Below are 17,164 nucleotides of genomic sequence, written 5' to 3'. Positions count from 1 at the left end.
TATGGAAATACAACGTCTCCATGTCGGCAAGACTCTTTCCGAGCTTGCCATCCATAACGGCACGATCTATCTTGCCGGCCAGATTGCAGAAGACCTGACCCAGAACATCGAAGGCCAGACGCGCGAGGTACTCGGCCATATCGACCGGCTGCTTGCCGAGGCGGGCAGCGACAAGTCGCGCATCCTGATGTGCCAGATCTACATTGCCGACATCAAGGACTTCGCCGGGATGAATTCCGTCTGGAACGAGTGGGTTGCGGAAGGCAATTCGCCGCCGCGCGCCACGGTGCAGGCAAAGCTGGCCAAGCCGGAATGGCTGGTCGAAATGGTTGTCACGGCAGCGCAATAAAGACTTTCGATTTTCATGGTCTCGATTGTTGCTTCGCCCAGCGAAACGCATGTACAGCTCACTGCCGGCCTGAGTGCCGAGGATGGAGCGCGCGTGCTGGATGCGCTCGCGTTTGTCGAGCCACTCTACCGCGACCATGCGGTGGTGACGGGGCAGGATGCGTTTGCCTTTTCGCAGGGTGTGGCAACGACGCTTGCTCTGCTCAATACCGACACGGATTCCCGGATAGCGGGCCTGCTTTTCGAGCTGGCCGACTTCGATGCCGCAGCCTATGCATCCATCGAAGATCGTTTCGGAAAGGAAATTTCCGATCTGGTGACCGGCATCCGGACGCTGATGAAGCTGCATGGACAGACATTCGGACAAAAGGAGCCGGCGCGCGGCAAGAATGCTTCCCTGCAGGCAGCCGAACAGCTGGAAACGCTGCGCAAGATGCTGCTTGCCATGGCGTCCGACATGCGCGCGGTACTGGTCCGGCTGGCGTCACGCATCACGACGTTGCGCTACTTTGCCGAGATCAAGCTCGAAGACGAGAAGACGCACAATTATGCGCGCGAGACGCTGGACCTCTATGCGCCGCTGGCAAACCGGCTCGGCATCTGGCAGCTGAAGTGGGAGCTGGAGGATCTTGCATTCCGCTTCATCGAGCCCGCCACATACAAGCGCATCGCGAAGATGCTTGAGGAAAAGCGGCTCGAGCGCGAAAGCTTCGTCGAAAATGCGATCAACCGGCTCAGGTCCGAACTGGCGGCGGCCGACATCAAGGCCGAAGTGTTCGGCAGGCCCAAGCACATCTACAGCATCTGGAACAAGATGCGGGGCAAGTCGCTCGATTTCTCCGAGCTCTATGACGTGCGCGCGTTCCGCGTGATCGTCGAAGACATCAAGACCTGTTATGCGGTGCTTGGCCTGGTCCACAACATCTGGGCGCCGATTCCGGCAGAATTCGATGACTATATCTCCCGGCCGAAGTCGAACGGGTATCAGTCGCTGCATACGGTGGTAGTGGGTGAAGACGGCAAGGCGCTGGAAGTGCAGATCCGCACGCATGAGATGCACCGTTTCGCAGAGTATGGCGTCGCCGCCCACTGGCGCTACAAGGAAAGCGGCGGGTCGGCTTTCGCGGCGCAGAAGTATGACGAGAAAATCGCCTGGCTGCGCCAGCTTCTCGCATGGAAGAGCGAAATCGCCGATGCCATGGTGGAGCAGGAAGACATACAGCGCGAATGGGTCGAGAAGCTGAAGTCGGCGGCGCTGGATGACCGCATCTACGTGCTGACACCGCAGGCGCGGGTGATCGAGCTGCCATCCGGCGCCACGCCTATCGACTTCGCCTATCACCTGCATACCGATGTCGGCCATCGCTGCCGCGGCGCGCGCATTGATGGCGCCATGGTGCCGCTCAATACGCCGCTGAAAAATGGGCAGACCGTCGAAATCATTACCGCGCGCGGCGCCAACGTGCCGCATGGCCCGTCGCGCGACTGGCTCAGCCCGGGCTATGTCGTCAGCCCGCGCACCCGCTCCAAGGTGCGGGCCTGGTTCAATGCGATCGACCAGCAGGAGACGCTGGCTCACGGCCGCGCCATGGTTGAAAAGACCTTGCAGCGCGAGGGCCGCACGGCGATCAATCATGAGGAGCTCGCCCACAAGCTGGGTTTCGCAAAGAGCGATGAATTGTTTCTTGCCGTAGGCAAGGAAGAATTCAGCCTGCGCAACATCGAACTGATGCTGCATGCGGAAGATCCCCACAAGGCTCAGCCGAAGCATGTGGCGGATGCCGATGCGGTCATTCCCAACAAGAGCCGCGCATCGAGCGTCGCGCAGGGAGCCCGTTCCGGGGTCCTGGTGGTCGGTACGGACGGCTTGCTGACTCAGCTTGCCCGCTGCTGCAAGCCGGCGCCGCCAGACGAAATCGTCGGCTTCATCACGCGCGGCAAGGGCGTGTCGATCCATCGTGCCAACTGCAAGAATCTTGCGCAAATCCGCAAGAACGCATTGGAGCGGGTCATCCAGACCACTTGGGGCGAACCCGGCAGGGAAACGGTTTATCCGGTCGATATCTTTATCCTTGCCACTGATCGCCAAGGCTTGCTGCGTGATATTTCCGAAATTTTTTCGCGTGAAAAAATCAATGTCATCGGCGTCAGCACACAGAGTGCAAAGGGGCAGGCCCGCATGTCGTTCACGGCCGAGATTTCGTCCACCGCGCAATTGCAGAAAGCGCTGGGCATCATTCGCGATGTCACCGGTGTGCTGGAAGTGCAGCGGCATTAGAGCGGGTTGCGAATGAGTGTACGATCGTCTCGGTCTGCCTTGGGCGCATGGCAGCGTTGTTCGTCGCTTGTGTGGCCCGCCACACGGCGATCCTTACGCCTTGCCCTGCATCCCAAGACAAACCGATTCTTCCGTACACTCAACCGCAACCCGCTCTAAGCACGCGCAACGCCACCGCCATCACTCTTCCTCTCCCTCGACCATCCCCGGCAATTCCGGCTGCAGCGTCACATGATCGATATGATGCCGCGTCAGCAGTACGCGCCGTATCTCGCGCAGTATCTGCGGCCAGCGCTGCAGGTCGCTGATCTCCACATGGCCGATCAGGGCCGGTTCTCCCGGCGTCATTTCCCACACGTGCAGGTCGTGCACGGACCGAATGCCATCAATGGCGGCGAGGTCCGAGCCGACCTGCAGATAGTCGATCTGCCGCGGCACGCCTTCCATCAGGAAATGATAGGACTCGCGCAGCACGCCATGAGTCGACTTCAATAGCAGCAGACTGACGGCAATGGATAACAGGGGATCGATCTGCAGCCAGCCGGTGAAGTAGATGATCACCCCCGCCGCGATGGCCGCGATCGATCCGAGAAGGTCGCCCATCACATGAACCAGCGCGGCACGGGTATTGACGCTGCTGCGGTCGCGCGACAACAGCCATGCCACGAGAAGGTTGATCAGAAGGCCGATGGCGGCGACGGTAAATACGGTCTGGCCCTGCACGGGCAGGGGATTGCGGAAGCGGGAAATGGCTTCCAGGGAAATCCATCCGATCAGGACCAGCATCGCCAATGCGTTGATGAATGCCGCAAGTGCTTCCGCACGGCCGAGGCCGAACGAGTTTTTCGGTGATGGCGGCCGGCGGGCGACGAATTGCGCCAGAAGGGCGAAGGCAAGCGATGCGCTGTCGGTCACCATGTGGCCGGCATCGGAAATGAGGGCCAGTGAATTCGACAGCACCCCCGCGAAAGCCTCCAATGCTGCAAACACCAGCGTCAGCATGGCGGCCGCGGCAAGCACTTTGGGGTTGCGTCCGGTCAGTACATGACGATGCGCCGCATCGCCGGCGCGATGGGCATGCAATTCACTGGCGGGTGGTGCATCGGACGGTTTGCGCATGTCAGGATCATAACGGATTCATCATGGCTGGCTGATGCGGTCAGTCAGGAGGACAGCGACCCGAGTGCGGCGGATGTTCTTGAGCGAATGCATGGTTAAAGTATGGCACTAGCAAAATCAAAAAATTGCCGCTATAATTTCGCTTCTTTAGGCTCGTAGCTCAGCTGGTTAGAGCACTACCTTGACATGGTAGGGGTCGTTGGTTCGAGTCCAATCGAGCCTACCAACGAACAGCAGTACATTTGTAAGAGTGAGAAAGGCATCCCCGGTTATGACACCGCGAACTACAACCGCAAAGGTTTTAGTGCGACGCTAGTCGGGATCTTTTTCGTCTTTGCAAATTTGAAAAAGCGCGGCTAGTCCGCGTTTTTTTTCGTCCGCAGTTTTTAACACTAAGTCTAGCGTCAGTGGCAATTCCCTCGCTGGCATGGAGAGCAAAATGGTATCAGTCCGACTTCCAGATGGTTCGCAACGGCAATTCGAATCCGCAGTCACCGTTGCGCAAGTTGCCGCAAGCATCGGCACCGGCCTCGCAAAGGCTGCACTGGCAGGCAAGGTGAATGGCAAGCTGGTCGATACATCGTATCTGATCGAGCAGGATGCCGATCTGGCTATCGTTACCGACAAGGATCCGGATGGCCTCGACGTCATTCGCCATTCGACCGCGCACCTGCTTGCCTATGCCGTCAAGGAATTGTTTCCGGAGGCCCAGGTCACCATCGGTCCGGTGATCGACAATGGCTTCTACTACGATTTTTCCTACAAGCGCCCGTTTACCCCGGAAGACCTGCAGGCCATCGAAAAGAAAATGGCCGAACTGGCAAAGAAGGATGAGCCGGTAACCCGCAAGGTATTGCCGCGCGATGAGGCGGTGGCGTATTTCAAGTCCATCGGAGAAGCCTACAAGGCGGAAATCATCGAATCGATTCCGCAGGGCGAGGACGTCTCGCTTTACTCGAAAGGCAACTTCACCGATCTCTGCCGCGGTCCGCACGTGCCTTCGACCGGCAAGCTCAAGGTATTCAAGCTCATGAAGCTGGCCGGCGCATACTGGCGCGGCGACTCGAAGAACGAGATGCTGCAGCGGGTGTATGGCACCGCCTGGGCCAAGAAGGAAGACCAGGAAGCCTATCTCCACATGCTGGAAGAGGCTGAAAAACGGGATCACCGCAAGCTGGGCAAGGCGCTTGACCTGTTCCATTTCCAGGACGAGGCTCCGGGCCTGGTTTTCTGGCATCCGAAGGGCTGGACCGTGTGGCAGCAGGTCGAGCAGTACATGCGCCACGTCTATCGCGAAAGCGGTTATCAGGAAGTCAAGGCGCCGCAGATTCTCGACCGTTCGCTGTGGGAAAAGACCGGCCACTGGCAGAACTATCGCGAGAACATGTTCGTCACCGAATCGGAAAACCGCAACTATGCGCTCAAGCCGATGAATTGCCCGGGCCATGTACAGATTTACAACTCCGACCTGCGCAGCTACCGCGACTTGCCGTTGCGTTACGGCGAGTTCGGTCAGTGCCATCGCAACGAGCCTTCCGGCGCGCTGCATGGAATCATGCGGGTGCGCGGGTTCACGCAGGATGACGGTCACATCTTCTGCACCGAAGAGCAGATCCAGGGAGAAGTGACCGCCTTCCATGAACAGGCAATGAGCGTCTACAAGGACTTCGGTTTCTCGGAAATCTCTATCAAGATCGCATTGCGTCCGGATAGCCGCATCGGTTCCGACGAGACCTGGGATCGTGCGGAGGAAACCCTGCGTTCCGCATTGCGCGCCTGCGGCGTGACCTGGGAAGAGCTTCCCGGCGAAGGTGCCTTCTATGGACCGAAGATCGAATACCACCTGAAGGATTCGCTCGGCCGTCCCTGGCAGGTGGGTACGATGCAGGTCGACTTCTCGATGCCCGGCCGCCTCGGCGCCGAATATGTTGCAGATGACAATACCCGCAAGGTTCCCGTCATGCTGCACAGGGCGATTGTCGGCTCGATGGAGCGCTTTGTCGGCATCCTCATCGAAAACCATGCCGGCGCGCTTCCGCTGTGGCTGGCGCCGGTGCAGATTGCGGTACTCAATATTTCCGATGCCCAGTCTGATTACGCTCAAGGCGTTGCACAAAACCTGAAAAAACAAGGGTTTAGGGTACACCTCGATTTGCGTAACGAGAAAATAACCTATAAAATACGCGAGCATTCCGTCAAAAAGCTGCCTTACATCGTCGTCATCGGCGACAAGGAGCGGGATGCCAATACAGTGGCCGTGCGTGCGCGGGGCAACGTCGACCTGGGTGTCATGCCCGTCGATGCACTGGTGGAACGCCTGAAACACGAGGTTGACACCAAAGCCTGAGGAATTCCTCCTGAGCGCGAGAGCACGGCTTAGTCATTTGATTTTTAAAGGAAACTGCAATAGCTACTGACAAGTCGCATCGCATCAACGGCGAAATCACTGTGCCGCAACTGCGTTTAACTGGTGTGGACAACGAACCTCTGGGTATCGTGACTCTTGCTGAAGCCTTCCGCCTCGCTGAAGAAGCGAATGTGGATCTGGTGGAAATTGCGCCGACGGCGCAACCCCCGGTCTGCCGCCTGATGGATTACGGCAAGTTTAAATACCAGGAGCAAAAGAAGGCGCACGAAGCGAAGCTCAAGCAAAAGGTTATCCAGGTCAAGGAAGTCAAGTTCCGTCCGGGAACCGATGATGGTGATTACAACATCAAGCTGCGTAATCTGACCAAGTTCCTTGAAGAAGGGGACAAGACCAAGATTACCCTGCGCTTCCGTGGCCGCGAGATGGCTCACCAGGACATCGGCATGCGCATGCTGGAACGATTGAAGTCAGACCTGGAGCCGTATGGCCAGGTTGAGCAGTTTCCCAAGATGGAAGGCCGCCAGATGGTGATGGTGCTGGCGCCGAAGAAGAAGAAATAAATAAAGAATTCGCATTGGTTACTGGCTCCTGTCATGGCAGCCAGTAACCGACGCAGATAGCGGGGATTTCATCCCTTGCCAAACAAGTGAAAGCAGGCATCCAAGTGCAATGAAGTATTGCCACCTGCAATCATGTTAAAAACGGAGCTGTCCATAAGGACAGATAGTGCTATGCCTAAAATGAAGACGAAGAGCAGCGCGAAAAAGCGCTTCCGCGTACGTCCGGGCGGTACCGTCAAGCGCGGTCAAGCCTTCAAGCGTCACATCCTGACGAAGAAAACCACCAAGAACAAACGCCAGCTGCGCGGTGCAGTGGACGTTCATGATACAAACATGAACTCCGTCCGCGCCATGATGCCGTTCGCCTAACCACACATAAGAAGGAGCTACCATGCCTCGAGTAAAACGTGGGGTTACCGCACGGGCCCGTCATAAGAAAGTCCTCGACCAAGCCAAAGGCTACCGCGGTCGTCGCAGTACCGTTTTCCGTATCGCCAAGCAGGCGGTCATGCGCGCAGGCCAGTATGCCTATCGCGATCGCCGCAACAAGAAGCGCGTATTCCGTGCACTGTGGATCACCCGTATCAACGCGGCATCGCGTGCGCACGGCGTTACCTACAGCGTATTCATGAACGGTCTCAAGAAAGCCAATATCGAACTCGACCGCAAGGTCCTGGCTGATATGGCTGTGATGGACAAGCCGGCATTTGCCGCGATTGTCAACCAGGTGAAGGCCAACATCGCTGCTTGAACGTTGTGAACGCGGGCACCGCCTTGCTGGTGGTGCCGCACCGAAAAGCGGGGCAAAGGTCAACACCTGAGCTCCGTTTTTTTTTGAGCTTTCGTCCTTCGCATTTCAATGCGCGCAACGCAGCCACGCGCATCGCCTTATCCGATACCGATACCTTTTCACAGGCAAATAGCCGCATGACTTCCCTAGAACAAATTGTCGCCCAGGCGCAAACCGATTTTGCCGCAGCCGATGATGCTGCCGCGCTTGAGAATGCAAAAGCAAAATATCTCGGCAAGACAGGACAAATCACAGAACACATGAAGGGGCTGGGCAAGCTGGCGCCGGAGGAGCGGAAAACTCAGGGCGCCGTCATCAACGCAGCCAAGGAGCAGATCGAATCCGCATTGACTGCGCGCCGCGACGCACTGGCCAATGCCCAGATGGAAGCGCGTCTCAATGCAGAAGCCATCGATGTCACGCTTCCCGGCCGCGGACGCGGCAAGGGCGGGATTCATCCGGTCATGCGCACCTGGGAACGTATCGAGGAGATCTTCGGCTCCATCGGCTTTGATGTCGCCGATGGCCCGGAAATCGAAAATGACTGGACAAACTTTACTGCATTGAACAGTCCGGAAAACCATCCGGCCAGGTCGATGCAGGATACTTTCTATATCGACGGCAAGGACACCCAGGGAAAGCCGCTGCTGCTGCGCACGCATACGAGCCCGATGCAGGTTCGCTACGCACGCATGAACAAGCCGCCGATCAAGGTCATCGCCCCCGGGCGCACCTACCGCGTCGACAGCGACGCAACGCATTCGCCGATGTTCCACCAGGTTGAAGGACTGTGGATCGATGAAGACATCAGCTTCGCCGACCTCAAGGGCGTGTACCTGAACTTCGTCAAGGCATTCTTTGAAACGGACGATCTGCAAGTGCGGTTTCGCCCGTCGTATTTTCCATTCACCGAGCCGTCGGCTGAAATCGACATCGCCTTCGGCAGCGGTCCCCTCAAGGGACGCTGGCTGGAAGTGTCCGGCGCAGGACAGGTACATCCGACCGTGGTGCGCAACATGGGTCTCGATCCGGCCCGATACATCGGATTCGCATTCGGTTCGGGCATCGAACGCCTGACCATGCTGCGCTACGGCATCAATGATCTACGGCTGTTTTATGAAGGCGATCTGCGCTTCCTGAAGCAGTTCAACTAAAAAAGAATACCGAAGCGCTTCCTTTCGCTCCGTGGATGCCACGGGCTGCCTGAAAAGCGGGGACCGTTGCCGCAGCCGAAGTATCGGCCCGCGGCATATCCCGGGAGGAAGGGAGGGCAGAAGTGATGTGTACCGTAATTCAGAATATCTGAAGGCTTACCATGCAATTTTCCGAGAGCTGGCTCCGAACCCTAGTTGATCCGAAGATGACGTCGGATGAGTTGTCCCACCTCCTGACCATGTCGGGCCTCGAAGTGGAAGAGGTCGAGGCGGTCGCACCGCCGTTTTCCAATGTCGTCGTCGCCAGGGTGGTCGAGGTGGCCAAGCATCCCAATGCGGATCGCCTCAATGTATGCCAGGTGGACGCCGGCACCGGCACTCTGCTCAATATCGTTTGCGGTGCGCCGAACGTGCGCGCCGGATTGAAGGTCGCCTGCGCAATGGCCGGTGCCAAGCTTCCGCCGGGAGACGACGGCAAGCCCTTTGAAATCAAGGTCGGCCAGCTGCGCGGCGTCGAGTCGCAAGGCATGCTCTGCTCGGCACGCGAACTGAAGCTGTCCGAAGAGAATTCCGGCCTGCTGGAATTGCCTGACGATGCGCCCGTCGGACAGAACTTCCGCGACTATTACCAGCTGAACGATCTGAAGTTCACGATCAAACTCACTCCGAACAAGGCCGATTGCCTCTCCGTGCTGGGTGTGGCGCGCGAAGTCGCCGCGCTGACCGGTACGCCGCTCAGGGCTCCCGCCTACAAGGCCATCCCGGTCAATACCGACGAAAAACTGCCGGTCAGGGTGTCCGCCCCCGACTTGTGCGGGCGCTTCTCGGGGCGCATCATTCGCGGCCTCAATGCGCGCGCCCAGACGCCGGACTGGATGAAGCGCCGGCTCGAGCGCAGCGGCCAGCGTCCGATCTCGGCGCTTGTCGATATCTCCAACTATGTGATGCTCGAACTGGGCCGTCCGAGCCATGTGTTCGATCTGCACAAGATCCATGGCGGCCTCGACGTGCGCTGGGGCAAGGCAGGGGAATCGCTCAAGCTCCTCAATGGCAATACGGTCGAGGTCGACGACTGGGTCGGCGTCATTGCGGACGACAAGGAGATCGAATCGCTTGCCGGCATCATGGGCGGCGACTCCACCGCCGTGACCCTCGATACCACGGACATCTACCTGGAAGCCGCCTTCTGGTGGCCCAATGCCATCCAGGGGCGTGCGCGCCGCTACAACTTCTCGACCGATGCCGCGCATCGATTCGAGCGCGGCGTCGACTATGCGACCACTGTCGAACACATTGAGCGCATCACCGCGCTGCTCGTGGAAATCTGCGGCAGCAAGGACACTCAGGTCGGGCCGGTCGATGACCATATCGTCAATCTGCCCGAGCGTAAGCCGGTCACCGTGCGCACGGCGCGCGCCGCCAAGGTAATCGGCGTGCCGGTCAATGATGAACAAATTGCCGATATCTTCACCCGTCTCGGTCTGCAGTTCACGCAAGAGCAGGGGGCTTTCACCGTCACGCCGCCGTCGTATCGCTTCGATATCGAAATCGAAGAAGACCTGATCGAGGAAATCGCGCGCGTCTATGGTTTTGAAAACATCCCGGCGCTGCCGCCGGTTGCGGCCAACACCATGCGCATTGCTCCGGAAAACACGCGCTCGCTGTTCGCGATCCGCCGCCAGCTGGCCGACGCCGACTATCAGGAAGTCGTGAACTTCAGCTTTGTCGAGGAAAGCTGGGAAGCCGACTTTGCCGGAAACAGCAATCCGATACGTTTGCTCAATCCGATTGCAAGCCAGATGAGCGTGATGCGTTCGACGCTGGTGGCGAGCCTGGTAGCCAATGTGCGCTACAACCTCAACCGCAAGCTCAACCGCGTGCGCGCGTTCGAGATCGGGGCCGTCTATCTGCGCGCGGACACGACTCAGGATGGCGCTCTGTCGGTGGCCGGTTACGAGCAGCCCAAGCGGGTTGCCGCCATTGCCTATGGTCCGGTGGCGGAAGAGCAGTGGGGCCTGCCGACTCGCAATGTCGACTACTTCGACGTGAAAGCCGATCTGGAAGCCTTGTTTGCACCGCGTGAACTGCGCTTCGCGAAAGCAGCGCATCCTGCTTTGCATCCCGGTCGTTCGGCCAAGGTATTGCTCGGCGACCAGGTCGTGGGCTTTATCGGCGAACTTCATCCGCGCTGGCAGCAGAAGTACGATCTGCCGCTGGCTCCGGTGGTGTACGAAGTGGATGCCGCAGCACTGCAGGCTCGCGATCTGCCGGCCTACCGGGAAATTTCCAAGTTTCCGGCGGTGACGCGCGACATCGCTGTCGTTGTAAAACAATCGGTGCCGGTGCAGGCGCTACTGGATTCCTTTATTGCCGAGAGTCAATCCAATCCTGCCTGTGCTATCATGCAAGCCATTGTTTTATTTGATGAATATCGTGGCAAAGGCTTGGAAAACGACGAAAAAAGTCTTGCTTTCCGATTCACGTTGCAAGATACTCAAACTACCCTGCAAGACGAAAAAGTCGATGCAGCAATGGCCGCTTTCATTGCCTCGGTCGAGAAGCAACATGGCGCAAAATTGCGAGCATGAATGGTAGTCAACTCAGCAGGGCAGGGACGACAAAACCACTATGAATGACGTGAACTCAGCCGAATTCCAATCCGTCTTGGCCGCCGACCTCAATCGCGCCATGCAAGAGGCAAAAGCCCGTACCCAGGCTGAAAAAGAGTTACCCACGCTAACCAAGGCCGAACTTGCCGAACTGCTGTTCGAACAGGTCGGCCTCAACAAGCGCGAGGCAAAGGATATGGTCGAGACTTTCTTCGATGAGATCCGCAACGCGCTTGAGCGGGGTGAGTCGGTGAAGCTGTCCGGTTTCGGCAATTTCCAGCTGCGCGACAAACCGCAAAGACCGGGCCGCAACCCGAAAACCGGTGAGGAAATTCCCATCACCGCGCGCCGGGTTGTCACCTTCCATGCCAGCCAGAAGCTCAAGAGCATGGTGGAAGATGTCAGCCAAAAGCCTCTTGCCCGTGTCGCCTGAAACCTGATCCATGAACGATCGCGCCAATAAGTCCGATGTCGTGGTGTTGCCGCCGATTCCGGCGAAGCGCTACTTCACCATCGGCGAAGTCAGTGATCTGTGCGGCGTGAAGCCGCACGTATTGCGCTATTGGGAGCAGGAGTTCACACAGCTCAAGCCGGTAAAGCGCCGCGGAAACCGGCGCTATTACCAGCATCACGAAGTCCTGCTGATCCGCCGCATCCGCGAGCTGCTGTATGAACAGGGATTCACCATCAGTGGTGCACGCAACAAGCTTGATACCCGCATAAGCAGCGCAGGCGCCGGCGCTACTGTCACGGCAGCTCAGGCGGACGACAACGTGTCCTCGCAGGAAGGGCCCGCCGTGGGGCTGAGCGTCATCGCCATCAGGACTGAACTGTTTGCGATTCTCAACCTGCTGAAGCGTTAGGACCACGGCAAAGACGGACGCGGTTTGGCCGTCAATCATGCAATGCAAAATCTAAAAAAGCCGAGGGCCGCTGACGCGGCCCTTTTCTTTGCGCCGCAACATTCCGCAATTTTTCGCGCTATCCCGCAACATCGCACCGGTCTGGCGTGCCGCTTCGTATGCTGGCATACGGACACACAGCACATGCGTAAGACACAGTGGTCCAATGATGTAACGGTCCTCATACCTAGTAGAACTGCGTAGTCATAACTACTCTTGCGGCCTCTATAATCAGGTACGTTTTTGTACCGCAGTAAACGGAAGCAGGTGGTAACCGTACGCCGCGCATGCCGCATTCAACCGCTTTATTCAATCGGATTCCAGGAGGGGAAATGAAGACGTCTATTGCTGCTTCCTGGGATGTTGATGGGATCCTGCGGGTCGGGATGGAGTCCCTGCTCGACTTGTTCGATGACTCCTGCGAAGGCACCATGGCAGTCGATGATCATGGGCGCATCGCATGGATGAATGAGAAGTATGCATCCTTCCTTGGGCTGAAGGGGCCGGAGGAGGCCCTGGGCAAGGCTGTGGAGGAAATCCTGCCAAACAGCCGCATGCGGGAGGTCGTGCAGACCGGCAAGCCCATTCTGCTCGATATCATGATGATCCGCGATCAGCCGCTGGTCGTGATGCGCATCCCGCTCAAGGATGATTCGGGCAAGGTGATAGGCGCCCTCGGCTTTGCGCTGTATGACCGTCTGCAGCGGCTCAAGCCGCTGGTGTCGAAATTCTCCGAACTGCAATGGGCATTGGCCAATACCCAGAAGGAGCTGGCCCAGCTGCGCCATACCAAGTATTCCATCTCAAGCTTCGTTGGCGTCAGCCCGGTTTCGCTGGAACTCAAGCATCGCGCAAGGCGAGCCGCGCAACTCGACACCACCGTGCTGCTGCTCGGCGAAACCGGCACCGGCAAGGAACTGCTCGCGCATGGCATCCATGCCGCTTCCGGCCGGGCGGGCCGGCCTTTTGTCGGCATCAATATCGCGGCGGTGCCGGACACGCTGCTGGAATCCGAATTCTTCGGCGTGTCGCCGGGTGCGTATACCGGCGCCGATCGCAAGGGTCGTGACGGCAAGTTCAAGGTCGCCGACGGCGGCACCCTGTTCCTGGATGAAGTGGGCGACATGCCGCTGCAGGTGCAGGCCAAGCTGCTGCGCGTGCTGCAGGAACAGGAAATCGAACCGCTCGGCTCCAACAAGGTGAGCAAGGTGGATGTGCGCGTCATCGCCGCAACCAGCCATGATCTGAAGCAGCTGGTCGCCGAGGGCAAATTCCGTTCGGACCTGTATTACCGCCTGAACGTCCTCCCCATCGTGCTGCCGCCACTGCGCGAGCGGGTGGCGGACCTCGATGCCTTGTGCGAGCACCTGCTCGAACAGATTGCAACCCGCACCGGCATGCCTCAACGCGAACTCACGCCGTCCGCGCGGACCCTGCTGGCCTCGTACAGCTGGCCGGGCAATGTGCGCGAACTGCGCAATGCGCTCGAGCAGGCAGGCATGCTGACCGACAGCCTGGCGCTGTCGGCGGAGGACTTCGCCGGCATCCTGAGCAACAGCGAGGCCGCGCCAATCACGCCGACGCCGGCATCGGGCCAAGACGACAAGTCGGGCGAGGAGGAAGTGCGTCCTCTGGCGGAAAGCATTGCCGAACTCGAACGCAAATCCATCAAGGCGGCTCTGGAAAAGACCCATGGCAACAAGGCGCTGACGGCGCGCATGCTCGGGATTTCGCGGGCCACGCTATACCAGAAGATCGTCGATTACCAGATAGTGTCTGATTAATGGACACCTGTATGAAAACCATACACATGGAAAAAACTGTTATTTTTCAAAGACATAACGAGATATAAATTTAATGTGTACAGCGGCTGAACACAAATTCTTTCTGGAAATATGACAAACAGCCCGGTTTTTGCATTGCAATAGGGAAAATTTCAATGTAATCAAATACTTGCATTCGCTGGCACAACCCTTGCCATAGAGTCTTCATAAGACAAAACGCAAACCAAGAAAACATTGCGTTAATGAAGCAGACAAGGAGACAAAGTGCGGCTTGCAAACAAAGTGGCCCTGGTGACTGGCGCCGGACGGGGAATCGGGAAGGCGACGGCCCTCAAATTCGCCAGGGAAGGCGCGCGGCTCGTCGTATGCGACCTGGATGATGCGGTCGCCGAGACCGTGGCGCAGATCCGCCTGCAGGGCGGCACCGCCATCGGTTATACCGTTGATGTCACCAAGCCGGAAAGTATCGAAGCCATGGTGGTCGGCGCGCTTTCCACTTATGGACAGATCGATGTGCTGGTCAACAATGCCGGCATCGTCGCCGACGCCCAACTCAAGAAGATGACCGACGACCAGTTCGACCGGGTCATCGATGTCAATCTCAAGGGCACCTACAACTGCACCAAGGCCGTCATCGACGCGATGATCGAGCGCAAGGGCGGGGTTGTTCTCAACGCATCCTCCATCGTCGGCATCTACGGCAACTTCGGCCAGACCAACTACGCGGCCAGCAAGTTCGGCGTGATCGGCATGGCCAAGACCTGGGCGCGCGAACTCGGCAAGCACAACATCCGCGTCAATGCGGTCTGCCCCGGCTTTATCGAAACCAGCATCCTGAAATCGATGCCGGAAAAGGTGATCCGTTCGCTGGAAGAGCGGGTGCCCCTGGGACGGCTCGGCAAGCCCGAGGAAATCGCCAACACCTTCGCCTTTCTGGCCTCCGACGAAGCCAGCTATATCAACGGTGCGGTCATCGAAGTCTGCGGAGGGATGACGCTGTAGGCGGCCGACAAGGAACACGGATTCAAGCGTTCAAGCATGTTTTGCAGTACCTGGTTCCATCAATAAAACCAAATGCGCCGGCCAATGGCGGCCGGTCAGTTCAAGGAGCGAGACACATGGCAATACGTAACAGAATCGGCTTTACCTCGGTCGTCGCGGCCGGCCTTCTCGCCGGATGCGGCGGTTCGGATGCGCCGGAAGACCTCAACACCAAGCCGGGATATCTCGGCACGGTGCAAAAGACCAGCTATGACGGCGTCAGCAACGACCTGCTGACCGCAGGACTCGGTCGCACCGGACTGGCCGGCGCCGCGCCGACCTACGCCGACCCGGCCAATCCGACGCCGGCCGAGCTGCGCCGCGCCGCGATCTACGCGAATTACCGTGCGCTGATCGATCCCAGCGCGAACGGCGGCTACGGCACGCTCTACGGCCCCAACGTCGACAATGCCGGCAACGCCACGCTCGGCGAAGGCCGGATTGCAGGCGATGAATACATTGCCTACGCCGATGACGGCAGCGGCCAGGTCAACGTCACGATGATGGTGCAGATCCCGGCCAACTTCGACAAGGCCAATCCCTGCATCGTGACCGCCACATCCTCCGGGTCGCGCGGCGTGTACGGTGCGATCGGCACGGCCGGCGACTGGGGCCTGAAGCAGAAATGCGCGGTCGCCTACACCGACAAGGGCAGCGGCATGGGTTTCCATAACCTGCAGGCCAATACCGTCAACCTGATGAACGGCGCGCGCGCCAGCGCGGCGGCCGGCAGGAATTCCAACTTCACCGCCAACCTCACCACTGCGGAGCTGGCGGCATTCAATGCGGCGACGCCGAACCGCTTCGCATTGAAGCAGGCGCACTCGCAGCAGAACTCCGAGAAGGATTGGGGCAGGTACACGCTGCAGGCAGTCGAGTTCGCGTTCTATGCGCTCAACGACAAGTTCGGCGACGTCGCACGCGACGGCACCAGCCGCCTCAATACCATCACGCCGGCCAATACTCTGGTGATCGCATCGAGCGCCTCCAATGGCGGCGGCGCGGCGATCCTCGCGGCCGAGCAGGACTCGCGCGGCCTGATCGACGGCGTGGCCGTGTCCGAGCCGGTGACCGAAGTGGCACTCAATCCGGCGCTGAGCATCCGCCGCGGCAATACGCCGGTGGCGCGCGCCGGCCTCGGTCTGTACGACACGCTGACCATCGGCAACCTGTATCAGCCTTGCGCCGCGCTGTCGTCTTCGCTCGCCGCATCGCCGTTGCTGACCGCTGTCAGCCCGACGCTCGCCGCCAACCGCTGCACCTCGCTGCGCGCCAAGGGCTTGCTGACTGCAACGACGCTCGCGGCACAAGCCGACGAATCGCTGCAGAAACTGCGCGAAGCCGGCTTCGAGAGCGATGCCGACCTGTTGCAGGCAAGCCATTACGGCACCTATGCCATCCTCGCGCCTTACTACGCCAACATGTACGGCAAGTTCAGCGTCAGGGATAACGTGTGCGGCTACAGCTTTGCGCCGACAGTCGCTGCCACCGGTGCGCTGACGACGCTGACGGCAACGCAGGAAGCGCAGTTGTTCGCGACCGGCAACGGCACGCCGAGCGGCGGCATCGGCCTGGTCAACAACAATTCGGTCGGCGGCCCGGTCGGTGACGCGTTCTCGGTCTCGCCCTCGACCAACCTGGCAGACTACAACATCGACGGCGCGATCTGCCTGCGCAACCTGGCCACCGGCACCGACATCACCACCGGCCAGCCGTTGACAGGCCAGGCGCTGGCGAATTCGCAGCGTGTGCGTGCCGGCATGGCGGAAGTCCTGCGCAACGGCAACCTGCGCGGCAAGCCGGCGATCATCGTCCATGGCCGCAACGATGCGCTGATTCCGGTGAACCACAACTCGCGCGCCTACTTCGCCGCCAACAAGGCAGCCGAAGGTGCGGCAAGCAAACTGTCGTACATCGAGATCACCAACGCCAACCACTTCGATGCCTTCCTCGGCTTCCCGGGCTACGACACTCGCCTGATACCGATCCATCGCTATCACATCCAGGCGATGAACATGATGTATGCGCATCTGAAGAACGGCGCGGCCCTGCCGCCGAGCCAGGTGGTGCGCACGGTGCCGCGCGGCGGCACACCGGGCGCGGCGCCGGCGATCACGGCAGCCAATGTGCCGCCGATCCAGGCGACACCGGTTGCGGCGAATCAGATCGGGTTTGCGAATAACACGGTGACGATTCCGGAGTGAGTGGTTG

Annotated in this window: 14 protein-coding genes and 1 tRNA gene; 14 read left to right on the top strand and 1 reads right to left on the bottom strand. The window is 59.2% G+C overall.

Annotated features, from left to right (window positions below; all coding sequences use genetic code 11):
- Position 1: 1 nt before the first annotated feature.
- Positions 2-349, top strand: coding sequence for a RidA family protein (locus FH061_RS06100; protein WP_151634064.1), 348 nt, complete (start codon positions 2-4; stop codon positions 347-349).
- A gap of 15 nt (positions 350-364) precedes the next feature.
- On the top strand, positions 365-2,626 hold the full coding sequence (locus tag FH061_RS06095) for a RelA/SpoT family protein (RefSeq protein ID WP_151634062.1): 2,262 nt from the start codon (positions 365-367) through the stop codon (positions 2,624-2,626).
- 180 nt (positions 2,627-2,806) lie between these two features.
- Here FH061_RS06095 and FH061_RS06090 read toward each other — a convergent pair whose 3' ends face one another.
- Entirely contained in the window at positions 2,807-3,745 is a 939-nt protein-coding gene (locus FH061_RS06090) for a cation diffusion facilitator family transporter (protein WP_151634060.1), read from the bottom strand.
- 149 nt (positions 3,746-3,894) lie between these two features.
- On the opposite strand from FH061_RS06090, the gene FH061_RS06085 reads away from it, so the two are divergent.
- From FH061_RS06085 to FH061_RS06030, 12 genes are all read left to right on the top strand, one after another.
- Positions 3,895-3,971, top strand: a tRNA-Val gene (locus tag FH061_RS06085).
- Positions 3,972-4,184: 213 nt separating this feature from the next.
- A complete protein-coding gene (gene thrS, locus FH061_RS06080; RefSeq protein WP_151634058.1) occupies positions 4,185-6,092 on the top strand; it encodes a threonine--tRNA ligase in 1,908 nt (635 codons plus the stop codon).
- Between the two features lie 59 nt (positions 6,093-6,151).
- Positions 6,152-6,673, top strand: a complete 522-nt coding sequence (gene infC, locus FH061_RS06075) for a translation initiation factor IF-3 (protein ID WP_151634056.1) — start codon at positions 6,152-6,154, stop codon at positions 6,671-6,673.
- 171 nt (positions 6,674-6,844) lie between these two features.
- Positions 6,845-7,042, top strand: a complete 198-nt coding sequence (rpmI, locus tag FH061_RS06070; protein WP_119768735.1) for a 50S ribosomal protein L35 — start codon at positions 6,845-6,847, stop codon at positions 7,040-7,042.
- Positions 7,043-7,064: 22 nt separating this feature from the next.
- Complete coding sequence (rplT, locus tag FH061_RS06065) at positions 7,065-7,424, top strand: 50S ribosomal protein L20 (protein ID WP_151634054.1); 360 nt, start codon at positions 7,065-7,067, stop codon at positions 7,422-7,424.
- A 176-nt stretch (positions 7,425-7,600) separates the two neighbouring features.
- Positions 7,601-8,617, top strand: coding sequence for a phenylalanine--tRNA ligase subunit alpha (pheS, locus tag FH061_RS06060; protein WP_151634052.1), 1,017 nt, complete (start codon positions 7,601-7,603; stop codon positions 8,615-8,617).
- A gap of 161 nt (positions 8,618-8,778) precedes the next feature.
- The gene (gene pheT / locus FH061_RS06055) at positions 8,779-11,205 is read left to right on the top strand and encodes a phenylalanine--tRNA ligase subunit beta (RefSeq protein WP_151634050.1); all 2,427 of its coding nucleotides are present in this window, start codon (positions 8,779-8,781) and stop codon (positions 11,203-11,205) included.
- Between the two features lie 40 nt (positions 11,206-11,245).
- A complete protein-coding gene (locus FH061_RS06050; RefSeq protein ID WP_151634048.1) occupies positions 11,246-11,659 on the top strand; it encodes an integration host factor subunit alpha in 414 nt (137 codons plus the stop codon).
- A gap of 10 nt (positions 11,660-11,669) precedes the next feature.
- Positions 11,670-12,089 carry a MerR family transcriptional regulator gene (locus FH061_RS06045; protein ID WP_151634046.1) on the top strand — a complete coding sequence of 140 codons (420 nt, stop codon included), beginning with the start codon at positions 11,670-11,672 and terminating at the stop codon, positions 12,087-12,089.
- Between the two features lie 371 nt (positions 12,090-12,460).
- Positions 12,461-13,912 carry a sigma-54 interaction domain-containing protein gene (locus FH061_RS06040; protein ID WP_151634044.1) on the top strand — a complete coding sequence of 484 codons (1,452 nt, stop codon included), beginning with the start codon at positions 12,461-12,463 and terminating at the stop codon, positions 13,910-13,912.
- 264 nt (positions 13,913-14,176) lie between these two features.
- On the top strand, positions 14,177-14,914 hold the full coding sequence (gene fabG / locus FH061_RS06035; RefSeq protein ID WP_151634042.1) for a 3-oxoacyl-[acyl-carrier-protein] reductase: 738 nt from the start codon (positions 14,177-14,179) through the stop codon (positions 14,912-14,914).
- Positions 14,915-15,030: 116 nt separating this feature from the next.
- Positions 15,031-17,157 carry a 3-hydroxybutyrate oligomer hydrolase family protein gene (locus FH061_RS06030; protein ID WP_151634040.1) on the top strand — a complete coding sequence of 709 codons (2,127 nt, stop codon included), beginning with the start codon at positions 15,031-15,033 and terminating at the stop codon, positions 17,155-17,157.
- Positions 17,158-17,164 lie beyond the last annotated feature (7 nt).

This window comes from Noviherbaspirillum aerium, from assembly GCF_008929045.1.
In the GTDB taxonomy this organism is placed as follows: domain Bacteria; phylum Pseudomonadota; class Gammaproteobacteria; order Burkholderiales; family Burkholderiaceae_D; genus Noviherbaspirillum; species Noviherbaspirillum aerium.
The sequence above is the reverse complement of the archived record's forward strand: the minus strand, read 5'-3'. Positions and strand labels throughout refer to the sequence as shown.

Coding starts and splice junctions, on each gene's coding strand:
- FH061_RS06100 (WP_151634064.1), top strand. CDS start 2: ATGGAAATACAACGTCTCCATGTCGGCAAGACTCTTTCCGAGCTTGCC.
- FH061_RS06095 (WP_151634062.1), top strand. CDS start 365: ATGGTCTCGATTGTTGCTTCGCCCAGCGAAACGCATGTACAGCTCACT.
- FH061_RS06090 (WP_151634060.1), bottom strand. CDS start 3,745: ATGCGCAAACCGTCCGATGCACCACCCGCCAGTGAATTGCATGCCCAT.
- thrS (WP_151634058.1), top strand. CDS start 4,185: ATGGTATCAGTCCGACTTCCAGATGGTTCGCAACGGCAATTCGAATCC.
- rpmI (WP_119768735.1), top strand. CDS start 6,845: ATGCCTAAAATGAAGACGAAGAGCAGCGCGAAAAAGCGCTTCCGCGTA.
- rplT (WP_151634054.1), top strand. CDS start 7,065: ATGCCTCGAGTAAAACGTGGGGTTACCGCACGGGCCCGTCATAAGAAA.
- pheS (WP_151634052.1), top strand. CDS start 7,601: ATGACTTCCCTAGAACAAATTGTCGCCCAGGCGCAAACCGATTTTGCC.
- pheT (WP_151634050.1), top strand. CDS start 8,779: ATGCAATTTTCCGAGAGCTGGCTCCGAACCCTAGTTGATCCGAAGATG.
- FH061_RS06050 (WP_151634048.1), top strand. CDS start 11,246: ATGAATGACGTGAACTCAGCCGAATTCCAATCCGTCTTGGCCGCCGAC.
- FH061_RS06045 (WP_151634046.1), top strand. CDS start 11,670: ATGAACGATCGCGCCAATAAGTCCGATGTCGTGGTGTTGCCGCCGATT.
- FH061_RS06040 (WP_151634044.1), top strand. CDS start 12,461: ATGAAGACGTCTATTGCTGCTTCCTGGGATGTTGATGGGATCCTGCGG.
- FH061_RS06030 (WP_151634040.1), top strand. CDS start 15,031: ATGGCAATACGTAACAGAATCGGCTTTACCTCGGTCGTCGCGGCCGGC.